This window comes from Bdellovibrio sp. HCB185ZH (assembly GCF_047302455.1).
Lineage (GTDB): Bacteria > Bdellovibrionota > Bdellovibrionia > Bdellovibrionales > Bdellovibrionaceae > Bdellovibrio.
Window position 1 is genome coordinate 3619986 of sequence record NZ_CP178624.1, and the last position, 21199, is coordinate 3641184.

At 45.7% G+C, this 21199-nt stretch carries 25 protein-coding genes and 1 tRNA gene; 10 read left to right on the forward strand and 16 right to left on the reverse strand.

The features are described 5' to 3' along the window. Positions 1-2: 2 nt before the first annotated feature. Positions 3-467: a hypothetical protein gene (locus ACLSU7_RS17535; protein WP_413293191.1), complete on the forward strand. Its 465-nt coding sequence runs from the start codon at positions 3-5 to the stop codon at positions 465-467. Positions 468-500: 33 nt separating this feature from the next. Here the strand turns inward: ACLSU7_RS17535 and ACLSU7_RS17540 are convergent, their stop codons facing one another. Then, positions 501-947: a hypothetical protein gene (locus tag ACLSU7_RS17540; RefSeq protein WP_413293192.1), complete on the reverse strand. Its 447-nt coding sequence runs from the start codon at positions 945-947 to the stop codon at positions 501-503. Beyond that, the gene (locus ACLSU7_RS17545) at positions 931-2085 is read right to left on the reverse strand and encodes a beta-ketoacyl synthase N-terminal-like domain-containing protein (RefSeq protein ID WP_413293193.1); all 1155 of its coding nucleotides are present in this window, start codon (positions 2083-2085) and stop codon (positions 931-933) included. The genes ACLSU7_RS17540 and ACLSU7_RS17545 overlap by 17 nt, the downstream gene beginning before the upstream one ends. Positions 2086-2115: 30 nt before the next feature. Between ACLSU7_RS17545 and ACLSU7_RS17550 the strand changes: the two genes are divergently transcribed. Continuing rightward, a complete protein-coding gene (locus tag ACLSU7_RS17550; RefSeq protein WP_413293194.1) occupies positions 2116-2478 on the forward strand; it encodes a hypothetical protein in 363 nt (120 codons plus the stop codon). On the opposite strand, the gene ACLSU7_RS17555 is transcribed toward ACLSU7_RS17550, so the two are convergent. The 7 genes from ACLSU7_RS17555 to ACLSU7_RS17585 all read right to left on the reverse strand — a co-directional run bounded on the left by ACLSU7_RS17555 (position 2453) and on the right by ACLSU7_RS17585 (position 7720). Next, complete coding sequence (locus ACLSU7_RS17555) at positions 2453-2716, reverse strand: phosphopantetheine-binding protein (protein ID WP_413293195.1); 264 nt, start codon at positions 2714-2716, stop codon at positions 2453-2455. The two genes, ACLSU7_RS17550 and ACLSU7_RS17555, sit on opposite strands and share 26 nt — an antisense overlap. Positions 2717-2734: 18 nt before the next feature. Continuing rightward, a complete protein-coding gene (locus ACLSU7_RS17560) occupies positions 2735-3952 on the reverse strand; it encodes a beta-ketoacyl-[acyl-carrier-protein] synthase family protein (RefSeq protein WP_413293196.1) in 1218 nt (405 codons plus the stop codon). Between the two features lie 86 nt (positions 3953-4038). Then, complete coding sequence (locus ACLSU7_RS17565; protein ID WP_413293197.1) at positions 4039-5118, reverse strand: methyltransferase; 1080 nt, start codon at positions 5116-5118, stop codon at positions 4039-4041. Then, complete coding sequence (locus tag ACLSU7_RS17570) at positions 5084-5761, reverse strand: polysaccharide deacetylase family protein (RefSeq protein WP_413293198.1); 678 nt, start codon at positions 5759-5761, stop codon at positions 5084-5086. Before ACLSU7_RS17570 ends, ACLSU7_RS17565 begins: the two co-directional genes overlap by 35 nt. Next, on the reverse strand, positions 5762-6280 hold the full coding sequence (locus ACLSU7_RS17575; protein ID WP_413293199.1) for a beta-ketoacyl synthase chain length factor: 519 nt from the start codon (positions 6278-6280) through the stop codon (positions 5762-5764). It abuts the gene before it with no gap. Further along, positions 6277-7443: a beta-ketoacyl-[acyl-carrier-protein] synthase family protein gene (locus tag ACLSU7_RS17580; protein ID WP_413293200.1), complete on the reverse strand. Its 1167-nt coding sequence runs from the start codon at positions 7441-7443 to the stop codon at positions 6277-6279. Before ACLSU7_RS17580 ends, ACLSU7_RS17575 begins: the two co-directional genes overlap by 4 nt. A 1-nt stretch (position 7444) precedes the next feature. Beyond that, the gene (locus ACLSU7_RS17585) at positions 7445-7720 is read right to left on the reverse strand and encodes an acyl carrier protein (RefSeq protein WP_142700992.1); all 276 of its coding nucleotides are present in this window, start codon (positions 7718-7720) and stop codon (positions 7445-7447) included. Positions 7721-7772: 52 nt separating this feature from the next. Here ACLSU7_RS17585 and ACLSU7_RS17590 point away from each other — a divergent pair, with 52 nt between their 5' ends. Genes ACLSU7_RS17590 through ACLSU7_RS17600 form a run of 3 tightly spaced genes read left to right on the forward strand, consistent with a single transcriptional unit; the run spans position 7773 to position 11124 of the window. Continuing rightward, entirely contained in the window at positions 7773-8399 is a 627-nt protein-coding gene (locus tag ACLSU7_RS17590; protein ID WP_413293201.1) for a LolA family protein, read from the forward strand. Continuing rightward, a complete protein-coding gene (locus tag ACLSU7_RS17595) occupies positions 8387-10585 on the forward strand; it encodes a hypothetical protein (RefSeq protein WP_413293202.1) in 2199 nt (732 codons plus the stop codon). The genes ACLSU7_RS17590 and ACLSU7_RS17595 overlap by 13 nt, the downstream gene beginning before the upstream one ends. Continuing rightward, positions 10582-11124 carry a hypothetical protein gene (locus ACLSU7_RS17600; RefSeq protein ID WP_413293203.1) on the forward strand — a complete coding sequence of 181 codons (543 nt, stop codon included), beginning with the start codon at positions 10582-10584 and terminating at the stop codon, positions 11122-11124. Before ACLSU7_RS17595 ends, ACLSU7_RS17600 begins: the two co-directional genes overlap by 4 nt. On the opposite strand, the gene fabG is transcribed toward ACLSU7_RS17600, so the two are convergent. Continuing rightward, positions 11099-11815 (reverse strand): 3-oxoacyl-ACP reductase FabG, encoded by a 717-nt coding sequence (fabG, locus tag ACLSU7_RS17605; protein ID WP_413293204.1) that lies wholly within the window; start codon positions 11813-11815, stop codon positions 11099-11101. The two genes, ACLSU7_RS17600 and fabG, sit on opposite strands and share 26 nt — an antisense overlap. A 30-nt stretch (positions 11816-11845) precedes the next feature. Between fabG and ACLSU7_RS17610 the strand changes: the two genes are divergently transcribed. Further along, complete coding sequence (locus ACLSU7_RS17610; RefSeq protein WP_413293205.1) at positions 11846-12631, forward strand: lysophospholipid acyltransferase family protein; 786 nt, start codon at positions 11846-11848, stop codon at positions 12629-12631. A gap of 1 nt (position 12632) precedes the next feature. Then, entirely contained in the window at positions 12633-14588 is a 1956-nt protein-coding gene (locus ACLSU7_RS17615) for a DUF2062 domain-containing protein (protein ID WP_413293206.1), read from the forward strand. On the opposite strand, the gene ACLSU7_RS17620 is transcribed toward ACLSU7_RS17615, so the two are convergent. From ACLSU7_RS17620 to ACLSU7_RS17645, 6 genes are all read right to left on the reverse strand, one after another. After that, positions 14585-15292: a hypothetical protein gene (locus ACLSU7_RS17620; RefSeq protein ID WP_413293207.1), complete on the reverse strand. Its 708-nt coding sequence runs from the start codon at positions 15290-15292 to the stop codon at positions 14585-14587. The genes ACLSU7_RS17615 and ACLSU7_RS17620 overlap by 4 nt on opposite strands. A gap of 49 nt (positions 15293-15341) precedes the next feature. Then, entirely contained in the window at positions 15342-15824 is a 483-nt protein-coding gene (locus ACLSU7_RS17625; RefSeq protein WP_413293208.1) for a hypothetical protein, read from the reverse strand. A 140-nt stretch (positions 15825-15964) separates the two neighbouring features. Continuing rightward, positions 15965-16648 carry a hypothetical protein gene (locus ACLSU7_RS17630; RefSeq protein WP_413293209.1) on the reverse strand — a complete coding sequence of 228 codons (684 nt, stop codon included), beginning with the start codon at positions 16646-16648 and terminating at the stop codon, positions 15965-15967. Positions 16649-16769: 121 nt separating this feature from the next. Further along, positions 16770-16846, reverse strand: a tRNA-Arg gene (locus tag ACLSU7_RS17635). 130 nt (positions 16847-16976) lie between these two features. Beyond that, positions 16977-17777 carry a hypothetical protein gene (locus ACLSU7_RS17640; protein ID WP_413293210.1) on the reverse strand — a complete coding sequence of 267 codons (801 nt, stop codon included), beginning with the start codon at positions 17775-17777 and terminating at the stop codon, positions 16977-16979. 130 nt (positions 17778-17907) lie between these two features. After that, on the reverse strand, positions 17908-18792 hold the full coding sequence (locus tag ACLSU7_RS17645; RefSeq protein WP_413293211.1) for a pirin family protein: 885 nt from the start codon (positions 18790-18792) through the stop codon (positions 17908-17910). Positions 18793-18870: 78 nt separating this feature from the next. On the opposite strand from ACLSU7_RS17645, the gene ACLSU7_RS17650 reads away from it, so the two are divergent. The 3 genes from ACLSU7_RS17650 (at position 18871) to ACLSU7_RS17660 (ending at position 20987) form a co-directional block, all read left to right on the forward strand. After that, positions 18871-19644: an AMP nucleosidase gene (locus ACLSU7_RS17650; protein ID WP_413293212.1), complete on the forward strand. Its 774-nt coding sequence runs from the start codon at positions 18871-18873 to the stop codon at positions 19642-19644. Between the two features lie 81 nt (positions 19645-19725). Then, complete coding sequence (locus ACLSU7_RS17655; protein WP_413293213.1) at positions 19726-20247, forward strand: hypothetical protein; 522 nt, start codon at positions 19726-19728, stop codon at positions 20245-20247. A 203-nt stretch (positions 20248-20450) separates the two neighbouring features. Further along, positions 20451-20987 carry a hypothetical protein gene (locus ACLSU7_RS17660; RefSeq protein WP_246845657.1) on the forward strand — a complete coding sequence of 179 codons (537 nt, stop codon included), beginning with the start codon at positions 20451-20453 and terminating at the stop codon, positions 20985-20987. The last annotated feature ends 212 nt before the right edge of the window (positions 20988-21199 follow it).

Sequence of the window (21199 nt, forward strand, 5' to 3'; positions counted from 1 at the left end):
TTTTGAAATTACTTAATATTTTTACTGCAGTCTGTGTCGCAATGTCCTTTTCATTCGCGCATGCTCAAGAAGAAGTGAGCAAAAGTTCGGCGAAAGTTCCAGTAGCGACTGGAAAGTACGTAACCGGTGGAGTATTGGCTTCCACTTTGGGATTTGGGATCGGTCATGGAGTTCAAGGTCGTTACGCTGACAAAGGTTGGATCTTCACGGCAACGGAGTCTGCGGGCCTTGCGATGTTGATTGCGGGGGCAAATACTTGTAAAGAAGAAACAGACGCCTACGGTTACAAAGAAACGAAATGCAGCAACGGTGGTTTGGCCGTTGTGGGTCTTGGCGTTTTACTTGGTTTCCACGTTTGGGAAATCGTCGACGCCTGGGCGGGTGCAACTCCAGTGGATAGCGGTGTTAAAGCTTACATCCTACCTGATCCGAAAGCGCCAGGTATTGGGTTGGCTTACAGCTTCTAATTTCGAATTTAATTCGAAACCTTAGTTTGTCCTTTAAGTGTAAGACCAGAAAAGGACGACTCTCTTGTCGTCTTCAAGTACAGCAGGGCTGCCAAAGACCCAGGCGCATTTGCCGGATTTCGCAGCCTCTTTGGCTTCATCTTTTGCAAACTCGATTGTTTCAGGTCCTTGATTCACGCAATAAACTTTGCCACTAAAACCCAACATTTGAAAAATGACCGAAGCGCAGATGTTCGGCAGGGTGAATACAAACTTCGCAGGACTGGAGGCGCCCGAATTGACGAAATCAAAGTCTGCCAAATTTGAAGCTCCTGGCAGTGCCAAATAAATAACATCGGGGCGTTTTTCATCTTTCAGCAGTTCCCACTGATGAAGCGCTTCGCAAAAAGCAAAACCGACTTCATCCAGCTGATACCAGCGATCGACTTTAGAACTCCATGCGGGCTCTGATTTATTTTGTAAATCAATTGTGAGCTTCATAGTTTTCCTCGCTCGAGATGGCACAGGCTGCATGAATGCCGCCGAAACCTAAAGACGTGACAAGAATTTGACGGAACTTACGATACTGTTCGACGTCACTTTGTGCTGTCAGATAATTTCCGGTAAAAGCAGATTCCTTGGTCAGGGTGTTCTGAATACGGAAGGCTTTTTGAGTTTTTAAGATTTCACAGGCGGCTATGACATCGATCAACCCACTCGCACCTAAGGTGTGGCCGATGCTCCATTTTGTGTTGGTAATTGGCGTATCCGCTTTTTGGATAGTCCCCAAAAATTTCGCCAGAGCTTGCTCTTCGGCCGAATCATTGAACTTAGTTCCGGTGCCATGGGCGATCACCAAGTCAGGCTGAATGGCTGACTGCGCGTTAGCTTTTTCAATGGCGCGAAGCAAACCTTGCCCATTCAGAGACGGCCGGGTGATGGAGGAACCCTCGGTGTCGCTGGCAACACCGGTGACTTTTAAATCATTGGGAGATTTTCTTTCTTTAGAAAGCAGAAGCATCGCCATGGCCTCGCCCAGCTGTAAACCTTCACGGTCTCCCGAGAAGGGACGATTTCCTGTGGGTGAAATCACTTTCAATGATTGAAATCCTTTGTAAACGAAAGGACCTATCAAATCACCCGCGATAATCAGAGCATACTCTACGCGATCTGCCATAAATAAATCCTGCGCATATTCCAAAGCCACATGGCTTGAGGCGCAGGCATTGCTGATATTGCAGTGAAGAGTCCATTCCAGGTCCCCCATGGCTTCAGTGAATTCTTGATAGATACTGGTGAAAGGATCTTGCATCTCTCGAATGTTTTCACTGGTCGCTTCCCAAATGAAATCTTCAAGGCAACCCTTGGTGGAGGCAAAGATTAAAGCGGCCCGACTTTTTGTAATGTCTCCGTGAGCATTTTTTGAAAGACCTTCACGTACAGGATGTATCAGATCTTTAAAAGCGTTTACGAAAATATTCTTATAGGTCTGAGCCTTTTCCGGGTTTTGTTCCAGGTAGCAAACACGGCCGCCATTTTCGGCGGGGATAGAGCAGTCCTTTCCTGAATAGAGAGCTGACATCAACGCCCGTGTGCCGAATCCCGCTGCAGTGGTGCAAGAATAATTTTGAATGTACACAGGGATTCCTCCGGGTGTATTTTCTCACCTATGATTGATTTGGCCAAGGAACTTTCTGGAACTTATACGATTCGCACAAAAAGTGGCGAAGCGCTTGAGGTAGAGATTCAACCCTCTCCCACCTGGCCTTATTTTTCAGGACACTTCCCGCAGATGCCGATTCTTCCCGCGGTGGCCATGATTGATATCAGTCAGCACTTTATTCAAGAAATGATTCAGTCGAAAAATCTGCTGAGTAACATTTCAAGCTTTAGAATCAAAAACCCTGTGTCGCCGAATGATAAAGTCGTGGTGAAGATTCAAAAAGAAAACTCCACCTTTCACGTGTCGTGGATGAGCTACGAGGGAGACAAATCTTTGGCGGATATTAGTTTACAGTTTCTTGAACTGTAAGCTCGCTGACCAATTGATAAATATCGCCCAGGTTTTTGATTTTCATAAAATCAACATTTTGTGGATTCTTACCAGTTTCTTGTTCCAGCAAAATAAACATGTCGACGAAATCCAAGCTGTCTAGTTGCAAGTCTTCCTTAAGATTTGCTGTTGGAACCAATGCGTCCTTAGGCACTTCAAATTTTTCATGAAGAATGTTGTTAACGATGTCTACGACCTGCGTGCTGTACTGGCTCACTGACTCACTCCGTGCTGTTTAAATTTTCTTAATTATAAAACTTGTATTAATGCCACCGAAAGCAAAGTTATTGCTAAGGGTGATGTTGGCATTCACTTTGCGATTTTCTTGCAAGTGCATGACCGTGTCGCACTCAGGGGCGACTTCTTCCAGATTGCGGGTCGCAATCAAAAGACCTTCATTCATCATCTGCATGCTGGCGATCAATTCACCCACTCCGCAGGCAGCCATTGAATGACCAAAGTGTCCTTTAAGCGAGCTGACGGGAACTTGTTTGCCGAACAGATTGCCAATAGCGATCGCTTCAGCGGCGTCGCCTTGCATAGTACCTGTTGCGTGGGCACTGACATATTCGACTTGATCCTTGGTGATTCCAGAGCGTTCCAGCGCGGCTGACATCACATGATGCATCTGCACTTCATTGCTTTGGCTCATATGAGAACTTTCGCAGCGATAAGCTCCACCCAGGAATTCCGCCAAAGGTTTCGCACCACGCTTAGCAACACTGCGCTCGCTTTCTAAAATAACGATCGAAGCGCCTTCAGACACAATCAAGCCATCGCGTTTTCTATCAAACGGACGGGGAGTCGCGGAAGGGGAGTCATGATATCCACGGGAGGCTGCATAGACAGAGTCAAAAACTGCGACACTTAAATAGTGAAGCTCATCCGCTCCACCGCAAATAGCGATATCGTAAAGACCGGCTTTGATCAGTTCCCAACCCAAGATCACTGCTTGAGCCGAGGTCGCGCAAGCGCTGCTTGGTGAAATTACAGCGCCATTAAATCCCAACGCCACGGCCACATTGGAGGCGACAGAGTGATTCATGACTTTAAAGAAGGCTGTTCCGGATTGTCCCTGCACGCCATTGTTTTCGGAAATTTTTTGAAAGTACTCTTCCAGACCAATTGGGCTGCCCGTCGTGGATCCCACAGATAGCAGGGATTTAGAAAAATCCATTTCTTGAACAGAAAGACCCGCCTCAGTCAGTGCTTGTTGAGTTGCAAGCGCCGTCATCTCTGACATCGGCGACATCGTTCTGCGCACGGTGCGAGGCAGAGTGCGGTTATCATAAGCAGCGGCAGGAGCCGCCAAACGGCAGTTTAAACCATTGAGGTTATTCCAAGCAGGAATGGGACGAACGGCACTTTTTCCTTCAATCAGAGAACCGAACATTTCTTTTGTGCTGTTGCCCAGAGAGGAAATCACTCCTGTGCCGGTAACGTAAACCTTCAATCAAAACTCCAAAATACGAATGAAAAATAATCGTATAATAACGATTTCAGTTAAACAACATAACTTCACGCGTTAGCGATAGAAAGCTATGCTGGTACGCATTTGAGGATCGTGTGATTCAAACGAATAAATGGGTGTTCTTCGACGATTTTCATCTCGGCTTTTTCAATCAGCTTATAAAATTCTTCGCTGCGATACATGCGGCTGTTTCCATTCGCCATGACAGTGAAATAAAGAGACGTCATGTCCAGGCAAAAGCGGGCCGTATTGAATTTCTGATTATCGGTGAAGGTCTCCATGATATACAGGCTGCCGCCTGACCCTAGCGCTTGACGCGCTTTTTTCAAAAGCATCACCACTTCGTCGTCTGAAAAACAGCTTAAAAGCTGACTCATCCAAATGACATCATGCCCTTGGGGAAGGGCCGCTTCTTTTTTTAAAAGATCGGTCACGTGATAGTGTACGCGATCCGCCACTTGGTTGCTGGCCGCGTTGGCCTTAGCCATTTCGATTTGCCCGGGGTGATCGGCGATCGTGACATTCACATCGCTGTCAAATTTTGTACACGCCACAGCGAATTTTCCGGTGTTCCCGCCGACATCTAAAATTTTCTTAGGCTTATCTTTAAAGACGATGGGTAGTGCGCGAGGAAAGCTGTCGCTGCTAAAGAAATGATCAAACGCAAACCAACTTTGCTGAACTTTTTCAGGCAGACTGGAAAGACCTTCATAAAGCGTTGACCAATTTCCGAACACCTTAAGACCTGTCGGAGTGTTTGTTTCGAGTGCGTCTTTCAGATTGAACAGACCTTGATAGCAAACGTCTTGGGAGAAGTTCATGTTCACGCGAGTGATCGCATCTTTTTCCAAAAACATTCCCGTTTGGGTGATCGTCCAGATTTTATTTTTCTCTAACAAGATTCCAGAGCTTTCACCTGCATCCAGCAGAACATTTAAGCTGTAGCGACTTAAGTTAATTTTCTCAAGCAGGCGATCAGCGGAAAGGCCCTCAGGAGTTTCACAAAGAAGATTCAAGATTCCAAAGTCACGCAAGCACACCGCCGTCTGAAAAACAAAAGGCGCCATCGCGATAAATTGCGCCATGAATTTGGCATCCTGGGGAAGCAATTCCTTAGCTGCGGGCGTGGTGACGGGAGTGACTTGCATGCAAAACCTCTTCTTGTAAAACCGAATCTGTCAGACACGCACAACGATATCCCTGTCTTTGGATATCTTGCAAATATTTGCGCAGGGTTTTCAAAAATAAATCTTGGCGAACAGTTTTTTGTCGATCGTGCAGCAAAACAATATCGCCGGGTTGCAGGTGCTTGAGGTTTTCCTGCACTTTGTCTTCGGTGAACTCGTGAGCAGTGTCAAAAAAGCGGTGATTCCACAATACCAAGGGGCATTGCAATTGTTCTGCGGCTTTGACTAACGGTGGAGTGATGACGCCGGCAGGGGGACGAAAAGCCTTGTGGGGTTGGCCGGATTGGTGATTCAGATCTGCTAGTGAATTTTCAATCCAATTTTTCACATACGGTGTGCGGCGAAAATAATGACGGTAATCATGATCCAACGAGTGTGTGAAAAGCCCATGGCCCTCCTCCAGGATGCGTTTTAAAATCGCGGAATGTTTGCGAGCTTCGTCACCAATGACAAAGAAGCTGGCCTTGGCATCCGCTTCCTTTAAAAGATCCAAAACTCTTGGGGTAAAGTCTTCAGTCGGTCCATCATCGAATGTCAGATAGATTTCATTCTTCGCAGAGTGAATGCGTCTGACAATCAGTGGACTTTGGCGAAAGAAAAACATCTAGGCCCTTGCGTAAAGAAAGCTTGTGGCTTCATTTAAGTGTTCGCCCAAAAAGGGGAACTTCTCTAAATAGTGTTCAGTGAGTGCATCAGGAACGCAATCAACAATAGAGATAAGGACATAGGGTGTCAGGGTCAGAAGGTTTTGACCCATCTCGTGGGCGGATTTTACAGTTTCCAGGTCACAACTGACTGTCATGCACGGGCCCGTGAGACCCAGTTGAATACTCGCAAAACCCAGGGTGGAATTGTGCAGGCTATTTTGGAACAAAATAGGGCGAGGAGTTTGAGTCTCGTGATAAGTGTTCAAAAACTCCAAAGTCGAATTCACTTCTCCGAAATGAGTCGCAACCACGAACGAAATATCAGACTTGGAAACGCCTTCAGGCAGATTCTTTAACACGTTTTGCGCCGTCAAAGTTGTAAGTGCCATATTCATGGTCGCGCGACGATAGGAAGGATCTAAAGAATCCATATCAACGTCAGCACTGCGTAATGTATCTTCCGCTAAAAGCTTCATGCTTGCGCCTCCGCTGAGAATATCACCGCAGCGTTGATTCCGCCGAAACCCAGACTGTTTTTCAAAAAGTGGGAATACGTGTGCTCAACAAGGACCTTCGGAATCTTCAGCTGAATCTTATCATCTGCATTTTCGAAACAAGCCGTGGGAAGAATTTGTTGCCGCTGCATCGCCATTAAACCCATGACGGATTCCAGGGCACCTGATGCACCCAAGGTATGTCCGTGACTGGATTTTGTCGAAGTCACAAAGGGATTCTGCGGGAAAAGGTGATTGATGGCCTTTGCTTCGGCCAGGTCATTTGCAGGAGATCCCGTGCCGTGAGAATAAATCCACGCAATTTCAGAAGCAGAAAGATTGGCATTGTGCAGGGCCATTTGAATCGCGCGCTGCGATCCCAGTCCATCCGGATGAGGCGAGGTCGGGTGATGCGCATCCGTAGAAAGGCCCACGCCACTGACATATCCCCAAGCGCTCTCAAAGCGAAGATCGCTTTGTTCTAAACACAGAAAGGCACTGCCCTCGCCCAGATTAATTCCTGTACGGTCTTTATCAAAGGGTTTGGCATTTTCTTTTGAAAGCAGGCGTAAGGAACCGAAGCCCACTTTGGTTAAATCACTTTGAATTTCGGTCCCACCCACCACACAACGTTTCACTTTTCCCGTACGAATCCAAAGAGTCGCCATAGCAATCGCTTGCAAAGACGCTGTGCAAGAGGAGGTGATCAGGGAAACAGGTCCATTGATTCCGAAAAACTCAGCCAGGCGCAAGGCGGGTGTGCCTAAAGACTGATTCGCCACGCTGGACTTAATTTTTTCCAGGTCGTAGCCGTTTTTTTTGTAGAACGGTAGATGCTTTTCCCATTGATCAATCTGAGATGTGGTGGAGGCGAAAATAAAACCGGTGTTCTTCAGATCTTCCTGGCTCCAGCCGGATTCTTTAAGGGCTGCGCGCAAGCTGTGAACATTCAATAAAGAACATCGGCTGTCATGAAATTCTGTAGGAACTGTTTTGGTAACTTCTTGCCACTGCGATTCAGAAAGAGTGGCTAACCCTGAATCAAGAATCGCGGAGGAGCCTTGGCTGATGGAGGCAAAGATTTCCTCTTTGTTCACTCCGTTAGCGCAGGTAGCTCCGAGTCCTACAACCTTGATGGATTTCATGCTATTGGCTTTGTTTCGTTTCGATGAACTCGACGATAGATCCAATGTTGCGGAAATGCTGGGCATAGGATTCGGATTCGTTCAGTTTGATTCCAAAACTTGTTTCGAAATTCACGATCAGTTCCAGAATATCGATTGAATCAAGATTCAAACCGCCTTGAGTGATAGCTGTTGTCGCATTGACGCTGGATTTATCGATGTGCTTCAAATTCAGAGTTGTGAAGATGATATCGATGACCTTGGAAGTTAAATCATTTCGAACTTGTTCTTTTTCCATAGGCGAGATGATATATCAAATTACTTCCAATTCAACTCGTTTGGAGTTTTTTATGAGAGTCCGCCCACAAATTCTGATTTTTCTTGTTTCCTATGTCGTTGCTCAGTTTTCGCTTGCTGCAACGCAAGACGCAGGAGCCTTGAGGGACTTGAAGTTGGCGGAGTTCACCAAGCTGAGTGGACAGTTTAAGCAGTCTAAAAGTTTAAAAGAGCTGGATGTGGAAATCAAAACAGAAGGGAACTTCCAGGTCCTGCGCCCGACACCGGATACTTCTGTCTTTCACTGGAATATCGAAAAACCGAAGCCCTCAAATATCTGTATTGATGGAGTGGGAATCGTGGTGGATTCCGGAACTCCGATGAAGCGTAAAAACTTAAAATTTTCTGAGGTCGGTCGCGAGGCGGGTGACCAGATTGCAAGTCTGCTTAAGATTATCACCATGAACCAATCGCGTATTGCGGAAGAATTTGTTATTCAAAAACAAGGTGGTTCATTTCTACTGAACCCGAAAAATCCCGCTCAGGCATTTTTTGAATCAGCGACTCTGGATATCGGCAAATCCGGCCTGGTTAAAAAGGTTGTGATTCTGGAAAAATCCAAGGATGAAATTCAAATCGATTTTTTAAATATGAAAACGCAGTCCTCTGCCATTGCGAAAGATGAAAAATGCGCTCGTTAAAGATCCTGTCAACAATGCTGTCTTTGCTGACAGCACTGGTTGTTTGCTCAGCCCAGGCTAAAATCGATGATTCGGTTGATATCTTCTTTCCGCAAAGCCTCAAGTACCTGCAGTATTCACAAACTGAGTTCCCCGTTTTTTGGTGGAACTTTTTGGTTATCAATCCCCACGAAGGAAAAGCTGATTATGAAAAAGCCAGAATCTTGTGTAAGGAACTTCAAAAGTTTCAGGGGAAAAGTGTCAAAAGATTGATCTGCGGTGATGATATTGGTGGCTTTACTGGCACACTCGGAGAATGGTCCAAGGATCTTGTTTTGCGTGAAAACTTTCACGCCACGCCAGATTCCCCGATGCACTATCAAGGTGCCATTCAAAACGCGATGGCAGAGCTGAGCTTTATCAGCTCTGATAAAAAAGATTTCTTTAATTTAAAAAGAATGGACCCGACGGATCAGTGGCAGATTTACCTGCAAAAAAGTCAGGCGATGACGCCGGCAGCGTTCACTCGCGAACAAGGATTTTTGCTCGAACCTAAATCGCAGCGCCTGGTGATTCCATTGCAGTTTGCAGTTCAACCCAAGATGACGAATGTTCAAGACATGATGGACGACCTCCAAAAATTTGACGACGTTCATCTGGTCGGTGCCCATGGGGCTTCTTACTCCAACGAAAAACAAGTTCACCAAGACATGGAAATCGTTTCGTGGGTGGGGGTTGCAGTTCTGGTGGGTTTTATCGCCTTTCTGGTTCTAAAAGGCCGAGTCGGCGCTTTGCTGCTGTTTCCGCCGGTTGCCATCGCCATGTTTTTGGCAGGATGGGTGACCGAATTATTTTATGGCAGCATTCATGGCCTGACATTGGCATTTGGTTCGGGAATTGTGGGCCTTGCCGTGGATTATGGACTGCACGGAGCGTTCAATCAGGAATCCAAACAAACCTGGAAATCCAATCTCGTTGGATTTTTGACAACACTGGTGGGCCTGGGAATTTTGGCTTTCAGTGGAATTCCACTCATCCGCCAGATGATGGTATTTGGAACCCTGGGCATTTTATTCGGTTTTGTGATCTTCTTCCTTCTTTGCAAATACCTTCCGCAGTATTTTACCTTGAAACCCATTGATTGGTATTTTCCCGACTTCCGCGGGAGCGGCATTGTGATTGCGGCTTTGATTGTTTTAGGAATCGTGGGTTCTTTCCGCGTAGACCTGAGTTTCGACCTGCGTAAATTCAACTATCAATTGCCGGGTGATCAGGAAGCGACAAATTGGTTTTTCTCTCAAGGGGCTCAGCGCGAAACCTATTTGTTATTGCATGACGAAAAAGATCTCTACGTGAAAACGGATCAGGAGCAGTCATGGAGTACCGCCAATAAGATTTCCTATGTGGGCCTAGGGGAGTACTTGCCTCCTCAAGAAGTTCAAAAAGCAAATATCCAGTCATGGGAGGAAAGTGGCTGCGGTTATCTTTCTAAAAATCTCTCCGTCACGGAATCCAAAGTGTTTGCGCCCTTCGTGAACAATGTTTGCGCCGATGATCATAAGGTTTTGCAGTTTGCAGATCTAGCCGGGAAAGATTATCTGAACCATTTGGTGGGGCGGGGACAGTTCATTTCTGTTTTCTTTGGCGAAACATCCGCACAAAAAAATCTGATTAAAGAAAAATATCCCGACGCTCATTCGTTGGTGGATTCCATCAAGGGTTTTTCGGATTCTTTGGAGAGCGATCTTAAGTGGATGATTCCAGTGGCATTGCTGCTTTCTACGATGGTGCTCTTTGTGTACTATCGCAACTTGTATTGGGTCGTGGCAGCTTATATTCCCTTCTTAAGTGGTTTAGGTTTGTTTTATATCGCGAATTTCTTTAAAGGCGGCTCCCTGGATTTGATTTCCGTCCTGGGGCTTTTGATGGTCTTTGGTTTCAGTATCGATTACGGTGTTTTCGTTACAGATTTTTACGCCTTTAAACAACCTGAAGAGGAATACAACATCATTCAATCTGTTTTAGGATTGGCCGCCATGACCAATGTTATCGGGTTTTTTCCGATGGTCTTTGCCAAACATCCTATCTTGCATCAGCTGGGCTTTGCTTTATTCTTTGGAACTGTGGGAACTTATTTTGGAACGCGCTGGGGTCTTAAGAAGTTTCTGCTGATGGAGCAACGATTTATGAAAAGATCAAAAAGATGAGAAAGCTGATTTACCTGCCCTTCTTATTTTTGATGGCCTGCGCGAGCAAGCAAGTGGTGCCGAGCGGTCAGGGGCAGTTACTTTTCCCAGATGGACGGTACTCTCAAGATGTTGAAGTGGAAGTATCGGCTTCAAAACCTGTGCAAAATTTTGATTTTAGCTGCATCGTTCAGAAAAAACCCGCAGAGATGTTATTCTATGGCTATAACTCCTTTGGATTTTCACTTTTCAAAATCAAAGAAGTCGAAGGACAGCCGATTCAGGCCGAAAGCACGATTGAGCAAATCAATCAGCACAAAGATTTTTTCATAAAGATTTTTAAATTGGTGAAAACCATCGTAAATCTTCAGAAATCCGATCCCCGTATTCAAGGAGATCAAATTCATATTGATCAGGATGGCATCAAAGCCCACGTGACTTTTTCCGGTTATGACGCTCTTGGGATACCGTTAAATATGCTGGTAGAAACCAAGGGTCAGTACGAAGTCAAAATTAAGACGACTTCTTATAAATTTATGATGGAAACAGACCCCCATTAACACTGATGGTGTGACCGTTCACGTAGGCCGCATCCTTCGAACACAAGAATGAAACCACACCAGCGACTTCTTCGGGATTTCCAAAGCGACCCATAGGAATTTGCTTTTTCAATATTTCCAGGTGAGGAATCGATGTGATCATTTCGGTTTCAATGAGTCCTGGAGCCACGCCATTGACGCGAATTCCCCGCGGCCCCAGCTCCGCTGCCATGGTCTTAGTCATAGCTATCAAACCTGCCTTGCTGGCAGCATAGTTCACCTGACCTGCATTTCCGGTTTGACCAGCAAGGGAGGAGATATTCACGATGCAACCCGCTCGCTTAAGCAATAATTTTTTTGCGCAGATTTTAGAAATATAGAACGGACCAAAAAGATTTGTTTTGACGACTTTTTCAAAAGCATCATTAGACATCAAAGCGGACATCCCATCGATATGCATGCCGGCGTTATTTACTAACGTGTGAACGTCGATATCTTTTAAGGAAGCTTCCACTTGTTCGGCGTCGGCCATATCAAACTGCAGAAGGCTGCTTTCGGGGGAGTGCTTTTTTACTTCCGCCAAAGTTTCCTCGGCACCTTTGAGATTGGAATTGTAATGCACGCGAAGGTTGAATCCATCTTGAGCCAGGCGAATAGCAATGGCGCGACCAATTCCTGAAGAAGCTCCGGTGACAAGTGCAATTTTTGACATCTCAAGAAATCCTATGCTAGGGTGATTTTCATGCCGAACACAGTCAGTTATAGGTTTCATAGAATATTCTGGTCAATTTATTTTGCCCTGACGATTGGCGTGATCGGCATCCTGTTCGGCTATCTGCTCACATTTGCGATTTATCTCGTGGCTGTCTTGTTCACTCCTTGGCAGTGGGCTTCTGATCGCATCCGTTATGCCGGAGAGTACGTGCAGTGTTTGGCCATCCGCTTTTTGCTTAAGATTCAGCCGTGGCTGCGTTGTGAAACAAATTTGCATGACATCGTGGGATTTTATGATCGCTACAAAACGCGCAGAATTATTTTCGTCGCCAATCACCGCTCGAATTTGGATACTTTTTTGTTGATCTCCTACATACCCGGGCTGCGCGGGCTTGCGAAACGTTCCCTTTTTTATAATATCTTCTTTGCGCCCTTTATGGTGGTGGCTGGTTTTATTCCAGTGGAAAAGGGGAGTCCGAATTCTTTGATGGTGGGATTAAAGCTTTTACGTGATCGCTTGCTTTTGCGAAATCGGTCGGTCCTTATTTTCCCTGAGACAACCCGTTGTGATAAAGGATTTCCTTCGGTGAATAAGTTTGGTTCCGCATTTTTTTCTTTGGCCATTGAAAGCCGTGCCCTGGTGGTGCCTCTTTCGATTCAAGGCACGGATCAAGTCATGGGTCGCGGTGATTTATTTATTCATCCTTTTCAACCGGTCAAAATTAATTTGCTTCCAGCAGTGGATGCAAGCCAATACCAGGATGCTGTTCACTTGCGTGACAGTGTCTGGGGCCAGGTAAAGGCGGCGTTGTAGTATGAATTGCAGATTTGTAGTTGGAATTCCGGTTTACAATAACCCCCGCACGGTGGTCGATGTGATCGAGCGCTGCTTGCTAGAGTGTGACTTTCCAGTTCTAGTTATTGATGATGGCTCCGATGTTCCGGTGGAACGTCTTTTTAAAGACAAACACCCCGACAGCCATCCTCGCGTAAGCTTTGTTCGTCATGAAGTGAACCAAGGCAAGGGCGTGGCCCTGCAAACTGGTTTTAAAGAAACCCTTCGTCGTGGATTCTCGCACTTTATTGCTATTGATGCCGATGATCAGCATGACCCCAAGGACATGAAGTTGTTGGTGCAATCGGCACGCGAAAACCCGTGGGCTTTGATTGTCGGCGACCGCGATATGCAAGTTGAAAATGTGCCGGGCTCCAGCACATTCGGGAAAAAGTTTTCAAATTTTTGGGTGCGCTATCAAACGGATGTGGGCGTCGCTGATTCGCAGAGCGGTTACCGCATTTATCCGCTCTTCTTTTTGCAGAATATGAAATTTTTCTGCACCAAGTATGATTTTGAAATTGAAGTTCTGACTCGCTTGATCTGGCGAAATGTGGAAATCAAAAATGTCAAAATTTCCGTTAAATATTTTCCACCGGAGAAAAGAGTCAGTCACTTTCATAAAATCAAAGACAATACGCGCATCGGCATCCTGAATACGGTTTTGACTGTCGCCGCGATGATGCGTGAACAGACTTCGCCATTTCGCAGCTCTTTGGCTTTTGCAGTGGGAGTTTTCATCGGCGCAACTCCTTTATATGGATTGCACACGGGGATCGCCGGTCTCTTTAGTCTCGTATTCCGTCTGAACTTTGTATACATGTGGGTGGGAACAAATATTTCTTTGCCTCCCTTTATTCCATTCCTGGTTTGGGTCTCAAAAGCCATTGGTGAAACCATGCTTGGAAAACATGACGACTCCGCTGCAGGATTTTTCACGGCCTGGGGGCTGGGATCTGTGGTTTTAGGATTGGGTTTAGGTGCGATCTCTTTTGTTGCGATGTACCTGTTAAAAACTGTGGGTCGCGAGAAAGCCGATGCCAAAGGTTGGACTGGTAAAAACAAAAATGCCACCGGCATTATGATCATGCGCTTGATGTTAAAAAGCCTGGGACTGCGCTTTGCTTATTTCTTTTTAAACTTCGTGGTTTTTTATTATTACCTTTTCGCTCGCAAAACCCGACTGTATTTCAACGAGTATTGGAAAGTGGTGCGCCCGCAATACAGCTGGTGGCAACGTCAAAGAAAAATCTTTGCGCAGTTAATGGTCTTTGCGCAAACATTGGTGGACCGTGCCGTTCAGCGCGAAAGCCAGGAATTGGTATTTGGCTATGAACTGGATGAAAGCGTTCAGGCCTTTGTGCAAAACGTAGAAACCAGTCCCAATGGTCTGGTGGCAGTGGCAAGTCACGTGGGTGGCTGGGAACTCGCCATGACTTTCTTTGCTGGACTTCCTTCAGAGAAAAAGATGCTCGCGGTGATGCATGGAATTCCGGGGCAGTACACTCATCAGTCCTCGCAAAGTAGTAAGGCGGAAGTGGTGTTTTTCAATCTTTCCGAAAATACCATTCTGAAAGTAAAGGATCACCTGAACGACGGTCACTTTGTCGGAATGATGGGGGATCGCCCCGTCAGCCGCAGCCTGGATCTACGCCTGTTTTTCGGAAAGCTTGCCGCGTTTGATACCACTCCCATGCGGGTGGCCTTAGCAAGTCAGGCCGAGATCTATTTTGTTTTCGCATTTAAAGCGAAAGATCTGAAATACAAGGTTTATACTTTCAAGTCAGAATCGGTGGCGCATTTGCCAAAAGAAGAGCAGGTCGGGCACTTGCTTACCCAGTATGTTGCGCGTCTGGAAGAAGTGATGAACCGGTATCCAGAACAATGGTTCAATTTCTTTAACTTCTTCTCAGACGCTCCGAAAATTCGCACTTAGTATGATTTAACTTTCAGGTCGCCGGAGCCGGATTTCGCTTCAACAGAGAATTGAGCGTCTTTGTTGGAGCCGAATTCATTTTCCATATGTCCCGTATAAGCGGTCAATTTGGCGTTGATTTGGCTGCCTTTGGGTAGCAAGAGCACTGAATTGCCGCTGCCATTTTTAAATTCCAATTTGCCTTTTTGTGGCAGCGAAGCGTATTGCAGTGTCACGTTTCCAGCGCCCGTTTTAAATTCCGTGTCGCCAGTGAGACCTTTGATTTCTGTTGTTGCCGCGCCGGTTTTACCATCAACACTGTCAAAGGTACCATCTGCGATAAAGGAGCCTGCTCCCATTTTGAAAGTCAGGTGGCCTTGAGTTCCTTTGATCGCCACTTTGCCAGTGCCGACTTCCAGATCCAGCTTGACCATTTTAGGAACTTTGACGTCGATGTCGACTTGGCACTCGGCTTTGCCTTTGCGTTTTACTTCGATGGAAAGACTTTTTCCGGAGCGCTCGGCGTTCACTTTGCACATGTCAGGCATGGTGTTTTTTGTGACTGTCACGATGGATTTGGAGCCATCCGTGGCGTTGATAGTCACTTCGCCATTGTAGTTTTCTACGGACACTTTCGTTAAGCCATTGGCGTCGAAATCACGAGAGTCAGCCGCATAAACCCCTTTCGCTGCCAAACACGCAGCGATAATCAAAATCTTGTTCATAAGTTCTCCTTGTGAATTCAATCTGTCACAAGGAGATTGCTTTATTGAATTATTTTTTCTTAATTTTAAACTCGATCTGACGTTTGATCGACTTGCCAAGATTTTCGCGATTCACAACGAATGTCAAAGTCCACTCTTTGGCATCTGACTTATCCAGAGTAATCTCTTGAGATTCTTCACTCCAGTTCGTGGTGTTTTTAGTTTTGTCTGTGGTCAAAGTAGACTTGTCGTCTTCTACTTCGTATTTGTCGGCAGCGGAAAGCCAGATATCACTTTTCACTGTGGTATCGGTTTCAGACTTGAACACGAAGCCCACGGAAGGACCTTTACCCTTAGGATTTGTATCAGGATTCGCAGCACCAATCGTCACCGATTTCAGTTTGCAGTCCAATTGAAAAGTCTGCCCCGCACAACCCGTAATTTCATAGTGACCATAATCAGATTTAAAAGGTGGGGAAGGCATCTTGCCCTCATCAGCATGCGTACTAACAGAAACGGTAGCAACAGCGAACACAGCCAAAAGTTTTTTCATGAGCGACTCCTTATATTCTCATGATGAGGAGTCTCAGGAGGAGTGTCAATTGCCGCCGTTCCAGCAGGTGCGAGCTGTTCCCCAAATAAAAAAAGGCCAGCGTTACACTGGCCTTCGTTATTGTTGTCTAAGAAAGGGAATTAGAAGCCTTCTTTTTTAAGATTCAAGAAGTCGACTCCCGGAACAGGCATATCTAACAATAAGTACTCAATCACATCATCAATCGCAGTATCAGCAGTCACTGACAAAGACATTTTCTTGCTAAGGTACGAGCCTTCGAAGGAATAAGTTCTGTCTTCGTTCTTTTTAATATCAAGATCGATCCAGTAACCATTCATGTAACCTTTAAGATAATAACCCATTTTTGTGGGTAGAATATAAAGGTCTGCCAATTCATTTTTATAGAAACCTGTCGCACGACCTTCATTTTCATTTTTCGGAACATCAATACGCAAAGAGGGGCGGTGATTTTTGAAAACTCCCGCAAACCAGTGAGTTCCGTTGTTCGTGTGATCGACTTTCAAATCAACGGCGCGACCATCAAGCTGCCCTTTGAACAAAGTCGTCGTTGGAGCATAAGCAATTGCCAAAGCCGACTTGCCATCAGCAGAAGTGATTTGCACGTTGTTCGCGTCTGTTACTTGGATCGCCAAAATTTTTTGCACAGAACCTGTCATCAAGTCCCAGGTTTGTTGCTTTTCATCACCGCGAATTTCCCAGTTCAGTGCGTCTGTTCCCCAAACGCCGCGAACGTTAATGTAAGACGCATTTGCCGTCACAGCAGCGAAAGTCATAAAAGCCACGATAGAAATCAGTTTTCTCATATAAGCTCCTTAAAAATGGGAAGACATATAAGAGCTATTTGGATTCGCAATTGGGGTCAATCGAAACAGGTTTGAATGAAATGCTGCAAGGTAAGTGAAAGCCGCAGACGGCTGAAAAAAATGGTGCGGCTGGAGAGATTCGAACTCCCGACCCCCTGGTTCGAAGCCAGGTGCTCTATCCAGCTGAACTACAGCCGCACATCCATCGCAAGACTACCCATGATGCCTAATGTAAATCAAATGATACCGTAATGCGCCGCCGCGTCTTAAAAACAAAAAGCCCCTGCGTCTGCAGAGGCTTCGAGTGTTTTTAGTTTTTCAGGGCGAATTAATAAGGGCAGGAGAATTCAATGGTATCTACGGCGCTTTGCAAGACCTCACGCAAAGGCTGCATATCGGCCACCTGAGGAATCATCCCTGGAGCACAGCTTTTTTCAATCGTAATGATAACTTCATAATGAGCCTTCGCAGTCCCGCGAGCCACCGTGCACATGCTATTAGAATTAAGCTCATTGCGATACTTGTCCTGCATTTTATAACCGAATGCACCTATAGCTGCCTCTGTACATGCAACACGCTCACCTTTGATTGATGTTAAGAAATCAGCAGGCGGGGGAGTGATAGGACCTGTGCTGCCGCCGCCATTTGATAATGAATTTGAAGATGAGTCGGAGTTTTTGCCTGAGTCGCGAGCTGATTTACCCGCATTTGGATTTTTAGGAAGTGAAGATTTCATTTCATTGTACATCTTCACATGAATGTCACATTCCTTTTTATATTTGCGGCAGCCATCGTAATCGGGAACGATGCCTTCACCAGTTGGCTCAAGGAAAACTGGTTTCGCAACACCATTTTTGATTTCCATAACAAACGGATAATTATTGCCAGAAGAATAACGTATGAAATAGGACGTTGAGGAATTCTCTTCATATATTAGGCCATAACCCTGAGCTTTGTTACCAGAGCATTTACCCTCCCAAACAACACCTTCTGGGGGAGCACCTTTTTCATGGAAGGGCCAGATGAATTCACAACCATCGGGTCTTTGCATTCGGTAGGCGAGCTCGTAAGGTGCAGCATGGGCTTGCACGGCGAAAGCCATGACGAATAAAGAAATAAGAAGTTTCATAAAGTCTCCTGATCGAAAGAAAATATCGAAGCAGTTTTAACACAAAACCACTTCAACTTATCCATTACAGGAGTTCAATGAGAACTAACGGGAAATTTATTTAGAGGTGTCAGGTTTTACGACAGTTCTCCTATGATTCTGGCAGAGGAATGATGTCCGGCTCGCCTGGAACCTGAGGGAACTCTAAGCTGGCCCATCGGGCTTTGGCGACTTCAATTTTCTCTTTGGAGGAGGAAACAAAATTCCAATAAATATGGCGCGGCTCTGGGAAAGGTGTGCCTCCCAGAACGATGAACTGACAATCTTCGGCAGCAAACACATGCAAAGCCGAGCCTTGATTTAGCACCACGAAATCATCGGGCGGAATCACCTTGTCGCCAACTTTAAGACTGCCTTTTAAAATGTAAAACGCCAGCTCATCACCTTTTGGATCGAAGTAAAATTCCTTGTCCTTTTTCAAGTGAACATCCATGAAAAATAAGTCAGAAAAAACTTCGACAGGGGAGGCGTGATCCAAAGCAGCCCCGGCGATCATCACGACATCGGCATCTTTCACTTTAAAGCGCGGGATTGTGGCTTTGGGATGATGATTAAAACTAGGTTTGCGATCTTCTTCAGCCAGTGGCAAAGCCACCCAAAATTGCAACAGATGCAATCGGTGAGGGATGTCTTTCAAATCGGGTGGAGTGGTTTCCGAATGGGAAATACCCTCGCCCGCCGTCATCCAGTTCACATCACCCGGATTTAATAATTGCTTGTTTCCCAAGCTGTCGTGGTGAAGAACTTGCCCTTCTAAAAGATAACTCAATGTTGAAAGGCCAATGTGGGGGTGAGGACGCACGTGAATTCCATCTTGGGGAGGGAATTCCGTTGCCGGAAAATAATCAAAAAAGATAAAGGGTCCGACCATGCGCTTCTTTGCGTAGGGAATCATGCGATGCACTTGAGAGCCGCCACCCAATGAAAGTAAACGCGGAGGAATCTCCATTAGAATGCTGTTTTCAGTGACGCTCATATAATGCCCCTTTTCTGTGCGGTAAAAGCATGCTATCCTTGATCAATTCATCTGACGATAGAAAAGTTAAGGACAAGAATGAAAACAAAAAAGGAAATCGTAGATAACTGGCTTCCCCGCTACACTGGCGTCCCTCTGAATGAGTTCGGCCACTACATTTTGCTAACGAACTTTGGCAATTACGTAAGAATGTTTGCAGAAAAATTCAATGTCCCGGTTCAGGGCTTGGATCGCCCGATGCAAAGTGCGACGGCAGAAAACATCACAATTCTTAATTTCGGTATGGGTTCAGCATTGGCTGCAACTTGTATGGATCTTCTCTCTGCAATCAATCCCAAAGCAGTTCTGTTCTTGGGTAAATGCGGAGGTCTTAAAAAGAAAAACCAACTGGGTGATTTCATTTTACCTATCGCTGCGATTCGCGGTGAGGGAACAAGTAATGAGTACTTGCCAGCGGAAATTCCCGCACTGCCATCGTTCCGTATGCAACGTGCTGTTTCCTCGATGATTGCGAAACATAACTGCGATTATTGGACAGGCACGGTTTACACGACAAACCGTCGCGTCTGGGAACATGATGAGCAGTTTAAAGAATATCTGACGAAAACTCGTGCGATGGCTGTGGATATGGAAACCGCAACTATTTTCGTTACTGGTTTCGTAAACGAAATCCCTCGCGGAGCTTTGCTGTTGGTATCCGATAATCCGATGATTCCTGACGGTGTAAAAACTGAGGAAAGCGATAAAAAAGTAACGACGAATTTCGTCGATAAACATTTGAACATCGGGATTGATGCACTTCGTGAACTACGAGATTCAGGCGAATCCGTTAAGCACTTGCGTTTCGACTAACTGTTTTCTGACAATCCATCCTTTCAGTGATTGAAAGGGACGCTGGTTTTTTATTTTCTGAGAGAATAGGAGGCCAGCGCCATGAAATGGATTGTACTTATTCTCACTGTTTTTTCCCTCGCTTATTCCCACGCCGAAGAGGATCTTCCGATGCCACTTCCGGATGAGCCGGGTCATCAAGAGCCTACGCCTCATCCTCGTCCGCAACCTCCACCATATCCTGCGCCAGAGGACCCTCAGCCTCCGCAATATCCTCGACCACCCGACGGCCAATCCCGAGATTACAGCTTAGGAGTAGGGGATACAGGGCGCTTTAAAGAGCGTACTTTTACTTTCTATCCCAACAGCACTTGGCGCCGTGTAACGCGAATCGGACTCACGGGAACACGCAACAATGTGAAAATTAAATCTGTCGATATTATGTATGCCGACTATCCAGACACCCGTTATGAGTACAATTTAGTCGGTGAATTGGTGGCCGGATCCTCCCGAAACGCGTACCTAGAGGGTCGTCCCATCACAGCAATTCGTATCACTGCGACCAATAAATATTTTTGGAAAAAAACCGGTGGTTTCAGAGTGGATGTGACTGCTTATAAATAGTTTTTGCTCGTAAAATAGGCACGCAGGGTCGACGAAAAAATCCGAAGAGAGTTTCGGCTTTGTAGAGACGATCCTGTGATTTTCACCTTTTTTCACGCAATTAACATATTGTGTCATCGTGAAAGTTGCGATATAACTCATCCCACTTTCAATCAGTGTTTTAAAAGATATGTACTGTACTTGGTACTTGGGGGAGGCTCGCTTTGATCAATCCAGGCAATAACATGGCCGAAGAAATTGATTCTGATTTGGATTCTGACCTTGATGAGAAGAATACCAAAAAAACGTCAGCATTCGATATCGACGTAGATGAGGAATCAGAAGCTGCAGTATTAGCGGGACTTTCTGACAACCTTCTTGGTGAAGGTGAAGAAGATGACTTGAACCTTGATGATGTTGAAAACATCCTTGAGCTTCCAGACACAGGTTTCCCAAAATTCACTCTAGCAAAAAATAAAGCTCGCTTCTTGCGTATGGTGAGCTGGTACCGTGGTAAAGAAGAGTGGATCGAAGTTGCTCCATTGTCTGGCGTAACGAAACTTTTCAAAACACAAACTAAAGAGCTAGAAGGCATCCGTTCTTCTAAACTTGATTACGAAATGGAACTTGAGACTGGAACTTTGACTCCTTCTCAAAGATCTTACCGCCGCGACGAACTTAAAATGTGCCGCGTGCAAGAGAAAATGGCTGTTCACTTGATCTCTAAACTTCAAGTGAAAATCAAATCCGGCCGCAGATAGAAATTGGAAATTTGAAATTGGATTTGATTCGAAAGACCGCTTACAAGGCGGTCTTTTTTTTGCCTTTTTGGGGGCGCTGAAACTGTCTAATAGTTTGTCGGCTCTGTTGGTAAAAGGTTCCTGCTTTTGGGGGCGGCTCTCCCTCAACTCCTTTATAGGCCTGTTGATCGTTAAAATTCTGGCCCGGATTTCGCTTAAGTGAATTTATCATT